This is a genomic window from Clostridium prolinivorans (genome assembly GCF_004011155.1).
GTDB classification, from domain to species: domain Bacteria; phylum Bacillota; class Clostridia; order Clostridiales; family Clostridiaceae; genus Clostridium_AT; species Clostridium_AT prolinivorans.
Genome location: NZ_RJWG01000001.1, coordinates 457,639 through 478,078 on the forward strand (window position 1 = coordinate 457,639; position 20,440 = coordinate 478,078).

Annotated in this window: 18 protein-coding genes and 1 tRNA gene; 2 read left to right on the top strand and 17 right to left on the bottom strand. The window is 26.4% G+C overall.

From position 1 onward, the window contains the following. Nucleotides 1–18: 18 nt before the first annotated feature. The 11 genes from mtaB to gpr form a co-directional block, all read right to left on the bottom strand. A complete protein-coding gene (gene mtaB / locus EGD97_RS02250; protein ID WP_078681486.1) occupies nt 19–1,320 on the bottom strand; it encodes a tRNA (N(6)-L-threonylcarbamoyladenosine(37)-C(2))-methylthiotransferase MtaB in 1,302 nt (433 codons plus the stop codon). Next, nucleotides 1,320–2,078, bottom strand: a complete 759-nt coding sequence (locus EGD97_RS02255; RefSeq protein ID WP_078681485.1) for a 16S rRNA (uracil(1498)-N(3))-methyltransferase — start codon at nt 2,076–2,078, stop codon at nt 1,320–1,322. Before EGD97_RS02255 ends, mtaB begins: the two co-directional genes overlap by 1 nt. A 16-nt stretch (nt 2,079–2,094) precedes the next feature. Beyond that, nucleotides 2,095–3,033, bottom strand: a complete 939-nt coding sequence (prmA, locus tag EGD97_RS02260; protein WP_078681484.1) for a 50S ribosomal protein L11 methyltransferase — start codon at nt 3,031–3,033, stop codon at nt 2,095–2,097. 223 nt (nt 3,034–3,256) lie between these two features. Then, nucleotides 3,257–4,387, bottom strand: coding sequence for a molecular chaperone DnaJ (gene dnaJ / locus EGD97_RS02265; RefSeq protein ID WP_078681483.1), 1,131 nt, complete (start codon nt 4,385–4,387; stop codon nt 3,257–3,259). 109 nt (nt 4,388–4,496) lie between these two features. After that, nucleotides 4,497–6,350, bottom strand: a complete 1,854-nt coding sequence (gene dnaK, locus EGD97_RS02270) for a molecular chaperone DnaK (RefSeq protein WP_078681482.1) — start codon at nt 6,348–6,350, stop codon at nt 4,497–4,499. A gap of 60 nt (nt 6,351–6,410) precedes the next feature. Further along, on the bottom strand, nt 6,411–7,043 hold the full coding sequence (grpE, locus tag EGD97_RS02275; RefSeq protein WP_127836408.1) for a nucleotide exchange factor GrpE: 633 nt from the start codon (nt 7,041–7,043) through the stop codon (nt 6,411–6,413). Nucleotides 7,044–7,116: 73 nt separating this feature from the next. Further along, on the bottom strand, nt 7,117–8,154 hold the full coding sequence (gene hrcA, locus EGD97_RS02280; protein WP_078681480.1) for a heat-inducible transcriptional repressor HrcA: 1,038 nt from the start codon (nt 8,152–8,154) through the stop codon (nt 7,117–7,119). A gap of 202 nt (nt 8,155–8,356) precedes the next feature. Next, nucleotides 8,357–9,484, bottom strand: coding sequence for a radical SAM family heme chaperone HemW (gene hemW, locus EGD97_RS02285; protein ID WP_127836409.1), 1,128 nt, complete (start codon nt 9,482–9,484; stop codon nt 8,357–8,359). 15 nt (nt 9,485–9,499) lie between these two features. Beyond that, on the bottom strand, nt 9,500–11,305 hold the full coding sequence (lepA, locus tag EGD97_RS02290) for a translation elongation factor 4 (protein ID WP_127836410.1): 1,806 nt from the start codon (nt 11,303–11,305) through the stop codon (nt 9,500–9,502). Nucleotides 11,306–11,386: 81 nt separating this feature from the next. After that, nucleotides 11,387–11,614 carry a hypothetical protein gene (locus EGD97_RS02295; protein WP_127836411.1) on the bottom strand — a complete coding sequence of 76 codons (228 nt, stop codon included), beginning with the start codon at nt 11,612–11,614 and terminating at the stop codon, nt 11,387–11,389. A gap of 73 nt (nt 11,615–11,687) precedes the next feature. After that, nucleotides 11,688–12,662 (bottom strand): GPR endopeptidase, encoded by a 975-nt coding sequence (gene gpr / locus EGD97_RS02300; RefSeq protein ID WP_078681476.1) that lies wholly within the window; start codon nt 12,660–12,662, stop codon nt 11,688–11,690. 197 nt (nt 12,663–12,859) lie between these two features. Here gpr and rpsT point away from each other — a divergent pair, with 197 nt between their 5' ends. Beyond that, on the top strand, nt 12,860–13,126 hold the full coding sequence (gene rpsT, locus EGD97_RS02305) for a 30S ribosomal protein S20 (protein WP_078681475.1): 267 nt from the start codon (nt 12,860–12,862) through the stop codon (nt 13,124–13,126). A gap of 38 nt (nt 13,127–13,164) precedes the next feature. Here the strand turns inward: rpsT and holA are convergent, their stop codons facing one another. The 3 genes from holA to EGD97_RS02320 are packed head-to-tail and all read right to left on the bottom strand — an operon-like array spanning nt 13,165 to nt 16,264. After that, complete coding sequence (holA, locus tag EGD97_RS02310) at nt 13,165–14,187, bottom strand: DNA polymerase III subunit delta (RefSeq protein WP_127836412.1); 1,023 nt, start codon at nt 14,185–14,187, stop codon at nt 13,165–13,167. Nucleotides 14,188–14,202: 15 nt separating this feature from the next. Beyond that, entirely contained in the window at nt 14,203–15,975 is a 1,773-nt protein-coding gene (locus EGD97_RS02315; RefSeq protein ID WP_127836413.1) for a ComEC/Rec2 family competence protein, read from the bottom strand. Then, nucleotides 15,962–16,264: a hypothetical protein gene (locus tag EGD97_RS02320; protein ID WP_078681472.1), complete on the bottom strand. Its 303-nt coding sequence runs from the start codon at nt 16,262–16,264 to the stop codon at nt 15,962–15,964. Before EGD97_RS02320 ends, EGD97_RS02315 begins: the two co-directional genes overlap by 14 nt. 120 nt (nt 16,265–16,384) lie before the next feature. Between EGD97_RS02320 and EGD97_RS02325 the strand changes: the two genes are divergently transcribed. Beyond that, a complete protein-coding gene (locus EGD97_RS02325; RefSeq protein ID WP_228201960.1) occupies nt 16,385–16,891 on the top strand; it encodes a YfcE family phosphodiesterase in 507 nt (168 codons plus the stop codon). A gap of 60 nt (nt 16,892–16,951) precedes the next feature. On the opposite strand, the gene EGD97_RS12345 is transcribed toward EGD97_RS02325, so the two are convergent. From EGD97_RS12345 to selA, 3 genes are all read right to left on the bottom strand, one after another. Then, nucleotides 16,952–17,048 (bottom strand) — tRNA-Sec (locus EGD97_RS12345). Between the two features lie 54 nt (nt 17,049–17,102). Continuing rightward, complete coding sequence (gene selB, locus EGD97_RS02330) at nt 17,103–19,007, bottom strand: selenocysteine-specific translation elongation factor (protein WP_127836414.1); 1,905 nt, start codon at nt 19,005–19,007, stop codon at nt 17,103–17,105. A gap of 11 nt (nt 19,008–19,018) precedes the next feature. Continuing rightward, the gene (gene selA / locus EGD97_RS02335; protein WP_078681470.1) at nt 19,019–20,404 is read right to left on the bottom strand and encodes an L-seryl-tRNA(Sec) selenium transferase; all 1,386 of its coding nucleotides are present in this window, start codon (nt 20,402–20,404) and stop codon (nt 19,019–19,021) included. Nucleotides 20,405–20,440: the final 36 nt, after the last annotated feature.

The following is a 20,440-nucleotide window of genomic DNA, read 5'->3' on the forward strand; positions in this document are numbered from 1 at the left end:
CTCACCTCCCTTAAAATTTTAAATTTTTCCTTCTATAAATTCTTCATTTACATCTATAAGCGTTGTTTCAATAATTTTTCCTTTAATATTATTATCGTCAGATTTAGTTATTACCTTTATATAATTTGTCGTATATCCTTCAAAAAAATTTTCTTTTTTACTATAGTGCTGTTCATAAAGCACTTCCATTTTTCTTCCTAAAAATTTATTCATAAATTCTTTTTCTAAATTATTATTTAATAATATAAGTTTATTACTTCTTTCATCTTTTATTTCATTAGGTATTTGCTCTTTCATAGTTGCTGCTCTTGTCCCTATCCTTGGACTAAATTTAAATACATGCATCTTAGATAACTTTATATCTTTTAAAAACTTATAAGTTGTATTAAATTCTTCTTCTGTTTCACCTGGAAAACCTACAATTACATCAGTAGTTATAGATACATCTTTTATAAAGGTCCTTAAATTATCTACCACTTCTTTATATTCTTCAGTTGTATAATGTCTATTCATTCTTTTTAAAGTTTCATTGCAACCACTTTGAAGTGATAAATGAAAATGAGGACACAATTTTTTTATATTAATTATTCTCTTAATTACTCCTTCACTAAAGAAAGTTGGATCTATTGAACCTATCCTGACTCTTTCTATACCTTCTATATTATCAATTTGTTCAAGTAAATCTAACAAAGTAATATTTTCTTTTAAATCTATTCCATAAGAAGCTGTATGTATACCTGATAAAATTATTTCTTTAAATCCATTATTTGCAAGTTCCTTAACTTCTTCTAAAACTTTTTTAGGATCTTTACTACATACAGCTCCTCTTGCATAAGGTATTAAGCAATAAGAACAAAATCTATTGCATCCATCTTGAATTTTTAAAAAAGCTCTGGTTTTATTTTGATATTCTTCTATCTTAAGCTCCTCAAATGTTTTATTTTTCATAACATCATTTACTTTAATTATTTGTTTTTTCTCATCTTTAGCTCTATTAACCCAATATACAATATCTCCTTTATTTCTCGTACCTAAAACAACATCAACACCTTCTATTTTTGCTACATCATTAGGAGCTATTTGAGAATAGCATCCAACAACAGCAATAATAGAATCGGGATTATGTCTTCTAGCTCTATTTATCATCTGTCTAGATTTTTTATCTCCCATATTTGTTACTGTACAAGTATTTATTACATATACATCTGCAAAATCTTCAAAGGAAACTACATCGTAACCTTCCTTTAAAAATTTTTCTATCATAGCTTCTGATTCATATTGATTTACTCTACATCCTAAAGTAGTAATTGCAACTTTCATTAATTTTTTCCTCCAAATCCTCCTATATCTCCAAACTCATACATAAGTAAAGATATACAAACAAAACCTGCAGTTTCAGTTCTTAAAATTCTTGGTCCTAAAGTTACTATATATGCTCCTAAATTTTTAAATCTTTCTATCTCAAAATTCTCAAAACCACCTTCAGGACCTATTATTACTGCTATATCTTTTATATTTTTATTTGTTTTAAAAACAACGTCTTTTATTCCAAAATTATTTTCATTTTCATACGGAACTATAATTAAATCCATATTTTTTAATTGATTTATAAGCTCTTCAAATTCAATAGGAGTATTAATTAAAGGTATTAAACTTCTTTTACTTTGTTTGCATGCTTCTAGTGCTATCCTATTCCATCTATCTGCTTTTTTAAATTCATTTATTTCATTTTTTACTACAACCCTTTCAGTTATAATAGGGGTAATTTCTTTGACTCCAAGTTCTGTACTTTTTTGTACAATTAAGTCCATTTTACTTGATTTAGGAAGACCTTGATATAAATATATATTTACAGGACTTTCATTATTTATAAAAAGTTCTTCTATTAATTTAACAACTACTTGTTTCTTATTTATTTCAATAATCTCTCCTAAGTATTCCACACCTTCGCAATTATTTATATTTACTTTTTCTCCTGTCTTTAGTCTTAAAACTTTATATATATGTTTTACATCTTCACCTTCAATAAAAGCTGTTTTCCCTATTATTTTATCTTTACTTATGAAAAACTTATGCATATAAATTTCTCCTTATTTATATAGTAGCAACTATACATACCCATTCTCCAAGGGTATTAATTTCAACAATCTTAAATCCAATACTCTTAAGCTTATTAACTACATCATCTTTTCTTTCTTTTATTATTCCTGAAGATATAAAATATCCATTAGGCTTTAAAAATTTTTTTACTTCATCTGAAAGAAAAATTATGACTTCTGCTATTATATTTGCTACAACTATTTCTGCTTTTCCTTCTACAACTTCCATAAGATTCCCTTGCAATATTTCTACATTATTTAAATTATTAAATTTAACATTTGATTTTGCTGAATCAACAGCTACAGGATCCAAATCTACTCCTACTACCTTTTGAGCTCCAAGTTTTGCAGAAGTTATAGCAAGTATGCCAGAACCTGTACCAATATCATAAACTGTTACATCTTTTGTTATATATTTTTCTAAAGCTTCTATACACATTTTAGTTGTTTCATGTGTTCCTGTGCCAAAAGCCATTCCTGGATCCATTTCTACTATAATTTCGTCCTTTTCTTTTTTATATTCTTCCCAAATAGGTTTTATAACAATTTTATTTCCTATTTTTGTAGGCTTATAATATTTTTTCCAATTGTTTGCCCAATCTTCTTCTTTTACTTCCTTTGTAATTATTTTCCCTTCACCTACATTTATGTTCATATCTCTAAGTTCACTTAATTTTTCATTTATATATTTTTCAATTTCATTTATATTTTCCTCTAAACTAAAATATCCTTTTACTACTGCTGCTTCTTTACCATATTCAAATATATTTACATCCGCAAAATCCCAGCTTAAAGGACCTTGGTCTCTATCTAGAATATCTTTGGGATCTTCTATTGCAACACCTTTAACGTCTAATCCATAAAATATACCTGATACAGGTTCTACAGCTTCACTAGTTGTTACAATTTTTATTTCTATCCATTTTCCATTCATATTTATCAATCCCTTCAAAACTTAAAAATAAAATTTTCAATTTATTAAATGTTAATATATAAATCATAATAACTTAAAGTTCATATATTGAAAATATGTACATAAATATTTTTTATAAAATACATTATTTTATTATACCAAATTAAAATTATTATAAACTATTTTATATAAAAATGATATAAAATAAAACTCCGCATAATTTAATTTTAGCGGAGCTTTAAACTTATTTCTTTTTACCTTTTAAAATATCCATAAAAGATTTTTTATTATCTTCATATTCTTCGCCGCTAGCTTCCATAAATGCTTTTAAAGCTTCTCTTTGTCTTTCATTTAAGCTCTTTGGAATATCTACAATTATATTAACATATTGATCTCCCCTACCTGAACTATTTAACCTAGGAACACCTTTGCCCCTTAGTCTAAATATTGTTCCAGGTTGAGTTCCGGCTGGAACATCATATTTTACTTCACCATCAACAGTTGGAACCTTTAATTCACATCCCAAAGCAGCCTTAGCAAAACTTATATGACTATCTATATATATATCAAAGCCTTTTCTTTTAAATATAGGATGAGAAGCCACTCTTATATTAACATATAAATCTCCTGGAGGTCCTCCATTTGCACCATGTTCTCCATGTCCTCTAAGCGGTATTACATTACCATTATCTACACCGGCAGGTACATTAATTTTAATTTTTCTATGTTTTCTTTCTTTACCAGTTCCTCTACAATTACTACATGGTTCAGTAATAATTGTTCCTTTACCTGCACATTTATCACATGTATTAACACTTACAAAACTTCCTAGTGGAGTATTTCTTTGAACTCTAATTTGTCCTGTACCTCCGCATTTATCACATGTTTTAGGAGATGTCCCAGGCTTTGCACCGCTTCCTCCGCAAGTTTCACATCTTTCATATCTATTTATAGCTATTTCTTTTTCTGCTCCAAATACAGCTTCTTCAAAAGTTAGATTTAAAGTATATTCTATATCAGCCCCTCTTTCAGGTCCGTTTTTCCTTCTTGAAGAACCAAATCCACCACCAAAAAAGCTTTCAAATATATCTCCAAAACCACCTATATCAGAAAAGTCAAATCCACCAAAACCGCCTTCAAATCCACTTCCATTAAAATCAGCAGTACCAAATTGATCATATTTAGCTCTTTTATCAGGATCTGATAAAACTTGATATGCTTCATTTATTTCTTTAAATTTTTCTTCAGCCTCTTTATTTCCTCTATTCTTATCAGGATGATATTTAATTGCTAGCTTTCTAAATGCCTTTTTAATTTCATCATCACTTGCACCTTTTTGAAGTCCAAGAATCTCGTAATAATCCTTTTTCGCCATCCCGTTTCCACCACCTGCCATTTAATAAACTATAAATTATAAACAATTTAAACTTAAATTAAGGGAGGGGCTATGTTACCCATCCCTTATATATTATACATATTATTTATTATTTGTCATCTTCTACTTTAAAATCTGCATCAACTACATTATCATCTTTAGGTGCTTGAGTTCCAGCATTAGCTCCACCCATATTATTTGGATCAAAGCCTGCTCCTTCTGCTCCACCATTAGCTTGATATATTTTAGCAGATACAGCATAAAATTCTTGTGTTAATTCTTCTGTTGCTTTTTTTATAGCCTCTAAATCATTTCCATCTTTAACTGCATTTACAGCTTTAATTTTTTCTTCTATTTTAGCTTTATCTTCTGCAGAAACTTTGTCTCCTAAATCTTTTAGAGTTTTTTCTGCTTGATATACCATCTGATCTGCATTATTTTTTACTTCAATAGTTTCTTTTCTCTTTCTATCTTCTTCTGCATATCTTTCTGCTTCTTTTACAGCTTTTTCAATTTCATCATCACTTAAATTTGTTGAAGCAGTAATTGTAATATTAGCTTCTTTTCCTGTACCCTTATCTTTTGCAGAAACATTTACTATACCATTAGCATCTATATCAAAAGTAACTTCAATTTGTGGGACTCCTCTTGGTGCTGGTGCAATTCCTGATAAAGTAAATCTTCCAAGAGACTTATTATCTGCAGCCATCTGTCTTTCACCTTGAACTACATGTATCTCAACAGATGTTTGACCGTCTGCAGCAGTTGAGAATATTTGACTTTTTCTTGTTGGTATTGTTGTATTTCTTGGAATTAAAGGAGTAGCTATTCCACCTAATGTTTCTATTCCAAGTGTCAATGGAGTTACATCAAGAAGAAGTACATCTTTAACATCTCCAGTTAAAACACCTGCCTGAATTGCTGCTCCAACAGCAACACATTCATCAGGATTAACACCTTTTGATGGTTCTTTACCTGTAAAATTCTTAACTGCTTCTTGTACAGCTGGTATTCTAGTAGAACCACCAACTAATATTACTCTATCTATTTCATTTATTGAAAGTCCAGCATCTTGGAGTGCTTTTCTCATTGGCTCAATAGTAGCCTCTACTAAATCATGAGTTAATTCATTAAATTTAGCTCTGGTTAAATTCATATCTATGTGCTTTGGACCTGTAGCATCAGCTGTTATAAATGGAAGATTTATATTTGTTTGTAATGAAGATGATAATTCGATTTTTGCCTTCTCAGCTGCTTCTTTTAATCTTTGAAGAGCCATTTTATCATTTCTTAAATCTATTCCATTTTCTTTTTTAAATGTATCAGCTATATAATCTATAATTCTTTGGTCAAAATCATCTCCACCAAGCTTAGTATTACCATTTGTAGACTTAACTTCAAATACTCCATCTCCAAGTTCTAGTATAGATACATCAAATGTACCTCCACCTAAATCATATACAAGTATTTTATGACTTTCATCTTGTTTATCAAGACCATAAGCAAGTGATGCGGCTGTTGGTTCATTTATAATTCTTAAAACTTCAAGTCCTGCAATTTTTCCAGCATCCTTTGTTGCTTGTCTTTGACTATCATTAAAATATGCTGGAACAGTAATAACAGCTTGAGTAACCTTTTCTCCAAGATAAGCTTCTGCATCAGCCTTAATTTTCATTAGTATCATAGCTGAGATTTCTTGTGGAGTATATTCTTTACCATCTATATTTACCTTATAGCTTGTTCCCATATGTCTTTTTATTGATATTATAGTTCTGTCTGGATTAGTTATTGCTTGTCTTTTTGCAATTTGACCTACAAGTCTTTCTCCATTTGCTTGAAATGATACTACAGATGGTGTAGTTCTTCCTCCTTCTGAGTTAGGAATAACTACTGGTTCTCCTCCTTCCATAACTGCTACACATGAATTAGTTGTACCTAAATCGATTCCTATTACTTTTCCCATATTAAAATCCTCCTTTAATTAAATATTCTTTCAAATTTTAAATTGAATATATTTCTGTTTCTAATTTGCAACTTTAACCATACTATATCTTAAAACCTTATTTCCTCTAATATATCCTTTTTGAAATACCTCAACAATTTCTTTTTCTCCATAATTTTCATCTTCAATATGCATAACTGCATTATGAAAATTAGGATCAAATTTTCCATCTGTAGATATTTCTTCTACATTAAGTTTATCTAAACTATCCTTAAATTGCTTAATAACCATGTCAATTCCTTTTTTTATATCTTCAACACTTCCTTCTACAGTAGCAGCCCTTTCTAAATTATCTAAAACTGGGAATATATTTTTTAGAACATCTTCACACGCTTCTGTATATATAGACTCTTTTTCCTTATTAGTTCTTTTTCTGTAATTATCATATTCAGCTGTAATTCTTAATATTTTTTCTTTTAGAGCCTCAATTTCATTATTTAATTTAGTATTTTCATCTTGTAATTTTTTATTTGAATCTTTTAATTCTTTAACCATAGCTTCTAATGAATTCTCTTTATTTTCTTCTATACATTCAAACTCCTTATCTTCTAATATCTCTGCCTCATCAGAAATTTCATTTTCTTTAGCTTTATCAAAAATATTATCTTCTTTAATTTCTTCAAAAGCAGTTTCATTTTTATTTTCTTTTTCCATTACTCACTTCTTCCTTTCGTAGTTTTTACATTATAAAATATAATTAAATAAAATAATTATTTTTATCAAGAAACTATTTATTATCTAAATACTTTTTGCTCAATGCATCATTTACTTCTTTTACTATTTTAGTAAGAACAGTAACTACTTTTGCATAAGGAATTCTAGTAGGTCCTATAACTCCTATAACTCCTAAAGGTCTATCTCCTAATCTATAAACTCCTGAAATAACGGCACAATCTTTTGCACTTTCAACATAATTTTCTTCTCCTATACTTATAGATATAGAACTATTAGTATTTAAAAGACTTTGAATGAGTTCTTTATTATCTATTAAGTGTAAAAATTCTCTAGCTTTTTCTATATTATTATACTCTGGATAATTAAATATATTTGTTGTACCTTCTAAATAAACCTCAGAGTTCTCTGCTTCATTTAAGCTTTCATAAAGTGCTGGTATGATAGCATCAAATATTTCTTCATGATTAGCCAAATCTATTTTTATACTGTTAATTACAGATAAATTTATTTCTTCAATAGTAAGATTTTTTAATTTATTATTTAAAATGTTGCTTAATTTAATAAGTATACCATTATCAATTGGTTTTTTTATTCTAATTATAGTATTCTTAATCAAACCTGTATCTGTAATTATTACTGCTAAAACTGCATTATTATCAACTTTTACAAGTTGAATAGATTTTAAATAACTTTTTTTAGCAGACGGAGTTTTCACGATGCATGTTAATTTAGTAAGTTCTGATAATAATTGAGTAGCTTGCTTAATAATTTTATCAACTTCGTAAAGAGCTGCATTTAATATTTGATTTTTTATTAAAATTTCTTCTTCTAAAGATAATGAAGTAAGTTTCATTAACTTATCTACATATAATCTATAACCTTTATTTGAAGGCTTTCTTCCAGAAGAAGTATGAAGATGTTCAAGATATCCCATTTCTTCTAAATCAGCCATCTCATTTCTTATAGTTGCAGAACTTATCCCTAAATTATACTTTTTTGCTATGGTTCTGGATCCAACAGGCTCAGCAGTATTAATATAATCATTAATTATAGCCTGAAGTATTTTTATTTTTCTTTCATCCATTTCCATATTTTCCTCCTAATTTATTTAAAAGTTCTGAACATATATTTTGTTAGCACTCAGTATTGGTGAGTGCTAATTGCCATGATTAAAAAATATCACTCTATAATTGTTTTGTCAATTTATTATTAAACACAAAAATAAATTATAATTTAATAAAATATGTATTTAAGTTAATATTCCTCCTATTTTCTTATCTTTTCACTTTATTTTAATTTAATATAAATTCACACATAACTTGATTTGATAATTTAACTCCTTCATAAGAAAGATATATACGATCTTTATTTTTTATTAACAAATTTCTTTTTACAAATTTTTCTATAACATCTTTATATATATCGTAAATATCTATTTTAAATCTATTTTTAAAGTCTTTTATGGATATTCCTTCTATTTTTCTAAGACCTAAAAACATAAATTCTTCCATTTCATCTTCTATAGTATTTTTATATTCTTCTATTACTGCATTTTTATTTTTATTTATCATATTTATATATTTTTCTATATCATCATAATTTTTATACCTTAATCCTTCTATATATGAATGCGCTCCAGATCCACATCCTATATAATCTTTTAGGTTCCAATATGTTAAATTATGCTTGCATTCTAAATTTTTTTTTGAAAAATTAGATATTTCATATTGTAAATATCCATTATCTTTTAAAAAATTTACACAAAAATCATACATTGCTACTACGTCATCTTCATCAGGAAGGTTTAATTTTCCTTTTCTATCCATATCATAAAAAACAGTTCCTTCTTCAACTATTAAGCTATAACAAGATATATGTTCTGGATTTAATTTTATAACTTCATTAAGAGTTTCTTTAAGGTCATTTAAACTTTGATTTGGAAGTCCCATCATTAAATCAACATTAATATTATTAAAACCTATTTTCCTTGCTTCATTATAAGTATTTATAAACTGTTCTCTGTTATGTATTCTTCCTATTTTTTTTAACAAACTATTTTGCCATGCTTGAAGCCCTATGCTTAATCTATTTACTCCCATGCTTTTAAAAAATTCAAGCTTTTCTTTACTGAAACTATCTGGGTTACCTTCAACTGTAAATTCAAAATTTTCATCTTTATCTAAATTATCGATAGAATTTTTTAAAATATTTAAACACTCTAATGTTAAATAGGTGGGAGTTCCCCCACCTATAAAAATTGTGTTAACTTTTTTATTTACTTTAAAATTTATCTCCTTACATAAAGCCAAAATATATTCATACATAAAATTTTCTTTACCTGAAAATGATGGGAAATCACAATATAAGCACTTTTGTCTACAAAACGGAATATGTATATATAATGATATTCCATTATTCATAAATATTTTCCCCTTTTAATCTATTTTTAAAATTGACATAAAAGCTTCTTGAGGTACTTCTACTGTACCTATTTGTCTCATTCTCTTTTTACCTTCTTTTTGTTTTTCTAGGAGTTTCTTTTTCCTAGTTATATCTCCTCCATAACATTTTGCAAGTACATCTTTTCTAAGTGCTTTCACAGTTTCTCTAGCTATTATCTTACCACCTACTGCGGCTTGAATTGGTATTTCAAACTGTTGTCTTGGAATTATTTCTTTTAATTTTTCAGCTATACCTCTTCCTCTACTATAGGCTCTTTCTTCCGGTACAATCATAGAGAGAGCATCTACTACATCGCCATTTAATAATATATCTAATTTTACAAGTTTACTTTTAGCATAGCCTTTTAATTCGTAATCCAATGAAGCATATCCTCTTGTTCTAGATTTTAACACATCAAAAAAATCATATATTATTTCATTTAAAGGAATATCATAATTAAGTACTGCCCTTGTTGCTTCAATATATTGCATATCTTTAAATATACCTCTCCTATTTTGGCATAGTTCCATAACAGCTCCAACATAATCAGTAGGAGTAATTATAGATGCTTTTACAATAGGTTCTTCCATGTATTCTATCTTAGAAGGTTCTGGCATATTAGTTGGATTTGTAAGTTCTATTGTACTTCCATCTGTTTTAGTTATTTTATAAATAACAGAAGGAGCAGTAGTTATAATATTTATATTAAATTCTCTTTCTATTCTTTCTTGAATAACTTCCATATGAAGAAGTCCTAAAAAACCACATCTAAATCCAAAGCCTAATGCTATTGATGTTTCTGGTTCAAAGCTTAAAGCAGCATCATTTAATTGAAGTTTTTCAAGTGCTTCTTTAAGTTCTTCATAATCAGCTCCATCTACTGGATATATTCCGCTAAAAACCATAGGTACAGCAGGCCTATAACCTTCAAGTGGTTCTTTAGCTGGTCTATCTGCTTCTGTTATAGTATCTCCAACTCTCGCATCTTTAACAACCTTAATTGAAGCTGTTAAATAACCTACATCTCCTGCACGAAGCTCATCTATAGGTTTCATTTGAGGTACAAATACTCCGATTTCTGTAACATCATATATTTTATTTGTAGCCATTAGTTTAATCTTAGTCCCAACTTTTATCTTTCCTTCTTTAATTCTTATATGACATATAACTCCTTTATAACTATCATAATAAGAATCGAATATAAGTGCTCTTAAAGGAGCTTCTTCGTCACCTTCTGGTGCAGGAATATTCTCAACTATTGCTTCTAAAACTTTATCTATGTTTAATCCAGATTTTGCAGAAATAAGAGGTGCATTTTCTGCTTCAATACCAATTACATCTTCTATTTCTTTTTTAACTTCGTCTGGTCTTGCACTTGCAAGATCTATTTTATTTATTACAGGTACAATTTCAAGATTATGATCTATTGCAAGATAAGTGTTAGCTAAAGTTTGAGCTTGTATACCTTGAGTAGCATCTACAACTAATACAGCACCCTCGCAAGCTGCAAGGCTTCTAGATACTTCATAATTAAAATCTACATGTCCTGGAGTATCTATAAGATTTAATATGTATTCTTCTCCATTTTCTCTTCTATAAACAAGTCTTGCAGCTTGAGCTTTTATTGTAATTCCTCTTTCTCTCTCAAGTTCCATATTATCAAGTACTTGCTCTTCCATTTCTCGTTGGGTTAAAGTTCCTGTTTTTTCAATTAATCTATCTGCAAGAGTAGATTTTCCGTGATCTATATGGGCAATTATCGAAAAATTTCTTATATGTTTTTGTCTGTCTGTAGCCATAACTTTTACCCCCATTATGTAAATAAATCAAAATAAATTATATCATAATAATTAAGGAATGTGTCAATATAATAATTATTGTTAATTTGTTATTTTATTTTTAATATTATAAAAAACTTCTTTATTTATATATATAATATAATTTCCTATATCAAGTTTTAAATCAAAAGGATTTTTATTATATGTAATTTTAATATTAGATCTATCTTTAATGAAGTCTGGAAGTTCATTGCTTATTTTTATAAATCCATAAAAAATTACTGATACACAAAATAAACTGACAGTAAAATATTTAATTTTTTTAAACATGAAAAGTACCTCCTTAATATAAAGGATGTACTTTTTTATAAATTTCTATTCAATTATAATTAAATTTTATAAATTAATTTATATACCTATTTATATCATCTAATCCTAAAGCTGGCTGCAATGCTATGTTTATTCCATTTGCTATTACTTTAGAAAGAGAATCTATAACTAAGTCCACTTCTTTAGGTGTAACCATAAGATTTCCAACATAAGGATATAAAATTTCTTCTATCATTTTATGTTTTTCATCTTTATCTATTGATTTAAGCATATTATAAAATTTTCCTTCTTTAGGAGCTTGATTTATCATTTCGTCTATTGCTAAATCTATAGTATCATTTGCCATAGTTGCTGCATCTACCACTGTAGGAACTCCAATTGCTATAACTGGAATACCCAAAGTCCTTTCACTTATTTCCATTCTTTTATTTCCTACTCCTGATCCTGGAGATATTCCACTATTTCCAATTTGTACAGTCCTATTTACTCTTTCCATCTTTCTAGAGGCAAGAGCATCTATACATATAATTATATTAGGTTTTATTTTTTCAACTACCCCTTTTATTATTTCACTAGTTTCTATTCCAGTAGTTCCTAAAACTCCAGGAGACAAAGCACATACAGGTCTTATTTCTTCATCAATATTATTGGGGACTAATTCTTTTAAATGCCTTGTTATCATTAATCTAGATATAACTTTAGGACCTAATGCATCTGGAGTAATATTAGAATTTCCAAGTCCCACTACTAACGCTGTCATACTTTTATCTAATTTAATCATTGGAATCAATGATTTAGCAAGTACTTTACTAACTTCATCCATAGTATCGCTATCATAATGTGTAACTTCTGGAATATCAATGGTTATATATGTGCCTATGGGCTTGCCCATAGCCTTTTCTCCTTCTTCGTTTATTATTTTTACTTTAGTAATTTTTATATCTTCATCATTTTCTTCATAAACTTCTACTCCTGGTATTTCACCTCCATTTTCATTTTGATATATTTCCTTTGCTTCTATAGCTAAATCAGTTCTAACATCTCTCATTAAATTATCGTCCTCTAAATAGGACATTTCACCTCTTTACCTTTAATTTTATTATTAGTTTTACCATTATTTTAATAAATAATACTTGAAGTATATTATAATAAATGCTATAATACCTTTGTTATATAAGAGAAACTCGTACGCAGATTTCCCCAAACTGCTGAGGCCCTATTAAATCATAAGGGGGTGAATAAAAAATGGCAAACATAAAGTCAGCTCAAAAAAGAATAAAAGTAACACAAACTAAAACACTTAGAAATAAGATGATAAAATCTTCATTAAAGACTATGATTAAAAAATTTGAAGCTGCTGTTGCAAACGGAAATTTTGACGAAGCAAAGCTTGCTTTTATAAATGCTACTAAGGCTTTAGATATGGCTGCTTCAAAAGGAGTAATTCATAAAAATAAAGCTTCAAGAAAAAAATCAAGACTTGCTGCAAAATTAAATGCATTAAACGCTTAATAAATAAACCGGTGTATAATCAACCGGTTTTTTATTTTTTAATATATACTTGTATTTATTATTAAAAGTTCCATTTCTGTTTTACTATTTAATGAAGAAGTTTTTAAAATTTGTTCAGTTTTTAAACATAAATTAATAGCTTGTTTTAATCCTTTTATAGTGAATTTCTTGCTTTGGACTATCATTTTACTACATATATAAGGATTTAATTTTAATTCTTTAGCTAAAACTTCACTATTTTTTCCACTCTCTATTCCAATTTTTATCTGAAGTAAAATATTAAATTGACGTTCTATCATATATAAAATATATGGAATTTTTTCTCCTTTAAATATAAGTTCATTAAAAATATTTAATGCTTTTTCTATTTTTTTTGAAGATATGCTATCTACTAAATTAAAAATATCATTATCTGTTTTAGGAGGTAAAAGTTTTAATATATCCTCTTTAGTTATATCTCTTTCAAAAGCATACATACATAACTTTTCAACTTCATTTTTAATTATATTCATATTATTTTCTAAACTTTCACAAAAAAGCTTTAACTCAAAATTACCTATATTCTTTCCTTTATCTTCAAATATTTTTTTTACTTTTTTTTCAAGATTTTGTCCAGTAAGTTTATTAAATTTAACTACACAAGCTTTTTTATCTATTTTTTTTAAATTATCACTTATCTTTTCTCTATCATCATCAAAAATATAATACATTATTAAAATACAATGCTTGGCTGGGTTTTCTATATACTTTGTAATTATTTCTAATTTTTTTTTAGATTCTTGGTCTTCATTTTCTTTTAAAAAATTGGCTCTATATACAACGACTACTTTTTTATCACTAATAAAAGGTATAGTTTCGCATGTATTTACTATATTAAAAGCATCCGCAGTTAAACCATCAAATTGTACATAATTTAATTCTTTAAATGATTCTTGTACATTTTTATTAACTATAATGTCTATAGTTTCTTTAATAAGAGCTTCTTCAGTTCCGCAAAAAATATAACAATTATCAAAATTATTTTTTTTTATATTTTTTTCAAGTTCTAAATAATCCTGCAAATCCCAATACTCCTTTCAATTATTAATATTATAACTAATATAAACTTGATTAAATAATATATTATAAGTATAAATCTGTATTTTTTTACCATTTAAATAATATTTATTTTGAGGATAATTAATTATTTTAAAAACGTCTTTATTGTTATTTATAATTTGTGAATCATTATATGTTATTACAGTTTTAAGATTATCAGACATTACCTCTAATTCTATATTGTCTTTAGAATTAAAAATTTTTATATAACAATCTTTCTTTAATTTTAATGTAATATTTTTATTATAAGTATTTATTGTTTTTGTTATATAAAATTTTTCTTTTATAGATTTTAAACTTTCTTCATCAAAATTTTGCTGATCATATATAAGCACCCTATCCAATTTATAACTTATAATTACACTATTAATATTATTAATACTTACAAATTGTATTTTAGGTATAAAGTTATAGTATTGACTTAATGTTATAAACAAAGCAATTATAGGTACAAATTTTAACTTATCATTGCCTTTTTTAACTAATATAAAAGATACTATAATACTAAATATAGCAATACTATCTATATATGACATATAACTTACTTTAGGAGATATTTTTAATAAAATATACTGTGCTCCATCTAATATTATTATAATGATATGTATTAATTTACACAATAAATTAAATACTAAATCTATGTTTATAAAAATTAAAGCTATATTTCCACATATAACAACTATAGTGTAAATTGGTAAAAGTATTAAATTACCAGGTATAAAACCAAAGCTTATATTTCCTAAAGTTAGTGATGCATAAGGCATTGAAAATGCTTGGGCACTCAAAGTTAAGCTTAAACTTTCATTTATACTTTTAGGAAGTTTGTATAATGTTCTTTTTATTTTATCAAAATATAAAATTATACCTAAAGTAGATAAATAGGAAAGATTAAATCCTAAATCTACTGCATAATATGGATTTATTGTTAAAATAATAAGCGCCGACAAACTTAATGAAGAAATAGCATCATAATTTTTATATACTTTTTTAGAAAGTTTAAGGATTAAAATCATAATGAAAGACCTTATAGTTGCTGGTTGGGAACCAGTGAAAATCATATAGGCAAATGAAATTACTATAGAAGGTATTATACCTAAAATTCCTTCCACGACTTTATATATTATAGCTATATGAAATCCAGATACACTTATAGCATGAATAATTCCAAGTCTATTAAAACTATCCCTTTGAACGTTTGAAAGATATTTAGTTTCTCCAAAACAAATTGACATAATAAAAGCCGCATTTTCTTCCCCTAAATTCTTCGTAAATTTGTAAGAAATATTTCTTTTCAAATTATTAATATTATATATCATATCTTTTTTATAAACTTTATAATTATCTATATAAAATTCTCCAACTAACCCTTTATTAAAATCTGATTTTTTTTCAAATTTACCATAAGCTAATATTTTATCTCCTTCTAGAATTTCATTAAGATTTCCTTTTAATACTATTTTTTTCCCATTTGACTGACCTATAGCATAAAAATCTTTTAATTCTTTTATTCTTATAGTTTCAATTTTATCAAAGGAATTGAAACTATAATAAAATAAATTGCTAAAAAAACCTAATAAGAAAAAAGCTATTATAAGTATAGAAAAACTCTTTTTTATCGTAAAGAAGATTATTATTAAAAAAGATGCAGCTAAAACTGCACCTAACAAGGCAATATTTTTAAAAAGTACATAGGATATACAGCCTATATATAATGATATAGCGTAAAAAACAATTGGTTTATAAGGGTTCATTATTTTTTGTTATATCTAAATGTGTAGGAACAGCATATCCTGTTTTATAACTGCCTTCCTGTTTTTTAACATCAAGAGTAATTCTAACACTATGGAGAGGTTCAATAAATTCTATGTTTTTCACTTCTGGTATTCCTTCTCTTCCTCGCATTAAGAAAAAAGTTTTTGTTATCTCTTCTGCAGCCTCTTTAGTTACATCTTCATAACTTAAAAAATAATCTTCTTCTGGTATATTTAAATAAACAATATTGCTTCCAAAAATATCAGTTTCTATAATATTTTCTAGCATTTTAAAACCACCTCCATATTTATTTTATCCAAAAGATTAAAGTTTAATCAAAACTATTATATATATAAGTATAAGACTTAAATTAAATAAATATTTTATAATTATTTAATTAACTTGGAGGTGTTAAAAATAAAAATAGGAATAATATCTGATACGCATATTTCAAAAGATATATATATAATTGATATACTTATAGAAAAATTTTTTAAAGACATAGATTTGATAATTCATGCTGGAGATTATAGAAATATTAAAGTAATTGAAGCAATAAAAAAGCATAAAAAATTTATTGGTGTTTATGGTAATAATGATGGAAATAAAATACGAAAAGAACTAAAAGAAAAGGAAATTATAAAACTTAATGGCTATAAAATAGGTATATATCATGGTATTGGAGAAAGCAATATCACAATAGATAATGCATATGAAGTATTTAAAAAAGATAAATTAGATGTAATAATATTTGGTCATAGTCATGAACCTATAATAAAATTCATAGATAAAACATTAATGCTAAATCCTGGTACTCCCACAAGTAAAAAAAAGAAAAGATGGCATTCTATTATAATTTTAGAACTTGAAAAAGACTATATTAATGCTCAACTTAGATTTTTTAATAAATTTTAATTTATTAGCTGTATATAAAAATAATCTGACAAAAAATTTTTATCAGATTATTTTTATATTTGGCGGGAACATGTGGGAATCGAACCCACCAATCGTGTTATTAGCACGACTGCACAGTTTTGAAGACTGGCAGGCACACCAGTACCTATCTATTCCCTTATTATATTTTATAATTTTATATTAAAGTATATAATAAGTCAATATTATAAAATCATTTTTTATATAATACTCTAATATCTCCTAATCTTTTAGTAAGCTTTATATTATCAAAATGTTCTAATAATATTACTGCATATTTTCTGCTAGTATTTAACATATCCCTCATTTTTGCAACTGATATATTTCCATTTTCATTTATAAATTTAATTACTATTTCTTTTGCATATTCATAATGCTTTTTTAACAATATATAATCTTCTGAAACCTTTATAAGTTCACCACTATCTATAAGTGAATCATATACTATTTTAAAATCTTTTTTATTTTGAACTATTTCATCATATTTAGGCGGCATATATTTAGAATTCATATATAAATTTATTATTTTATCTTTAATTAATTGATTTTCTTTATTGTATTTTACTTTAAAATTATATAAGAAAATGTAATTTCCATTAATATTTATAATTTTTTTATTCTTTAAAATTTCTAATATTTCATCATAAATTTTTTGTTTTATGTTTTTACCAAAAATTTTAATTTTTATTTCTTCTTTAGAAGCTCCAATTTTTAATGGATTATTTTTATGAAAATGTATCAAATACTTTTCTATTTCTTCACTTTTATGTTTTATAAAATTTTTATGAATATAAATAGGTTTGTCCAGTGATATAAGCTTAATTATTTTTTTGCATTGAACTAATTCTTCTAGTTTATTTTGTATATTTATCTCATTTTTACCTATAGATTTTGATATTGTATTAATATTTGGATATTCATAGCTTATTTTTTCTAAAGTTTTTTCAAGTATACTTTCAAAATTTCCACTTTCTTTAATATTTAATTCTTCTATATAATTTTTATCAAATCTTTTTGCTTTTTTAGCTAGCGGTTCTATTATTGTTCCTCCCCCTAATGTATACATAGGAGAATAATTTCTAATAACAAATTTATCGTTTTTTTGCGCTGTTAAAGGTTCTTCAAGTCTAAGCTGCACATAAGATTTTTCTCCTGGCAATATTTCTTCTTTATCTAGTATTATAATCCTGCATAAAATTTCATTTGTACCATGATAAAGTTTTACTCTTTGCCTATTTTTAAGAGGTTTTTCACAAGATTTTAAATAGTAAAAAGAACAATCAGTTATAAGTGATGGAGCCATTGTATTTTTAGTGGCTATAACATCCCCTCTTTTTATTTCATTTAATTTTATATTTGATAAATTTATAGCACATCTTTGTCCTGCTTCTGCAAATTCAACTTGATTTTCATGCACTTGAATTCCTCTTATTTTAGATAAAATATGTGATGGATATATTTCTACAATATCTCCTTCTTTTATTTTACCACTTATTATAGTACCTGTTACTACTGTTCCAAACCCGCTTACTGTAAAAGCTCTGTCTATTGGCATCCTAAAAAAACCTTCTATATCTTTAGTTTCTACTTCTTCTGTAATTTTATCTATATCATTTACTAATTCTTTAATGCCAGTACCAGTTTTCGAAGAAACAAAATGAATAGGAGCATATTGAAGAAAAGTATCTTTAAAATAATCATTAATATCTTCTTTAAGCATTTTAAGCCATTCTTTATCTACTAAGTCAACTTTCGTAATAACTATAATACCTTTTTTTATACCTAAAAGCTGTAATATTTCAAAATGTTCTTTTGTTTGAGGCATTATTCCTTCATCTGCGGCTATAACTAGTAAAACTACATCAATTCCACTTACTCCGGCTAATGCATTTTTTATAAATTTTTCGTGTCCAGGTACATCAATAATTCCAGCTCTTTTCCCAGAAGGCAAATCAAAAAATGTAAATCCGAGATTTATAGAAATACCTCTTTCCTTTTCTTCTTTTAAAGTATCTGTATCTTTACCTGTTAAAGCTTTTATAAGTGTAGTCTTACCATGATCTATATGACCCGCTGTACCTATTACAATGTGTTTCATATTTATCACCATTAAAATAATTTTTTTAATGAGTCAGCAATTAAATTAAAATCTCTATCAAAAATTGTTCTTAAATCCATATAAACTTCTCCATTATATATTCTTGTTATAATTGGGACTGAATTTTCTCTTAATCTTTTTTCTATTTCTTCTGCACTATATATATCACTTTTAAGTTTAAGTACATAAGTATCTATTTTTTCTGAAGGCATAGCTCCTCCACCTACTATAGAATAGTCTTTTTCAATCTTTATTTCTAAATTTACATTTTGGTTTTTAAGTTTATTCCTTAAATTTTGTGCTCTTTTTTTATGTATTTCTTTAGGAGTCAAAATGGAATAAAGAGTAGGTATATTTTTTATAGCATATTCTTCATCTAAATAACATTTTAATGTTCCTTCAAGTGCAGCCAAAGTCATTTTGTCAACTCTAAGTGCTCTTATAAGCTGATTTTTTTTTATTTTATCAATATATATTTTTTTGCCTGCTATGATACCAGCTTGAGGTCCTCCAAGCATTTTATCTCCACTAAAAGTAACTATATCCACATTTTTTTTAATACTATCCATAACAGTAGGTTCATATACAAATCCATATTTAGAAAAATCCACAAGTACACCACTTCCTATATCTTCTACAACAGGTATATCATATGCCTTACCTAATGAAACAAGATCTTCTAAAGGTATTTCTTTTGTAAATCCCATAATTTTAAAATTAGAAGTGTGTACTTTTAAAAGCATTCCTGTATTTTCATTTATGTTGTTTTCATAATCATATAAATGAGTTCTATTAGTAGTACCTACCTCTACAAGCTTTGCTCCACTAAATTTCATTATATCTGGAATTCTAAAAGATCCACCTATTTCAACTAACTGTCCCCGTGATACTATTACTTCTTTATTATTACAAAATGTGTTCAATATAAGCATTACAGCTGCTGCATTATTATTTACAACCACAGCAGCCTCTGCTCCTGTTATCTTTTTTATTAAATCTTCTACATGACTATATCGTGATCCCCTATCTCCAGATTCAATGTTATATTCTAAATTATTATAATCGCCAGAAATTGATATTACATTTTCTATTGCTTCTTTACATAATATGGATCTTCCTAAGTTAGTATGTAGGATAACTCCTGTAGCATTAATTACTTTTCTTAATTTAGGAATTTTTTTTCTTTGTATTTTTTTATAAAAACAATCTAAAATGTCTTTATTGTTAAATTCTTTAATTTTTCCTAAAATAATGTCATTTCTAAATTTATCTATAGCTTCTCTTAAGCTTTCAATCACAATTGATCTTGTAGTACTTGAAAGTTCCTTTTTTACTATATCTTCTTTAAGCATTTCATCTATCTTAGGAAGTTTTCTAAGTAATTCTTTATTATTCATTAAATAATAATTTTCTCCTTTCTGAAATTAAATTAC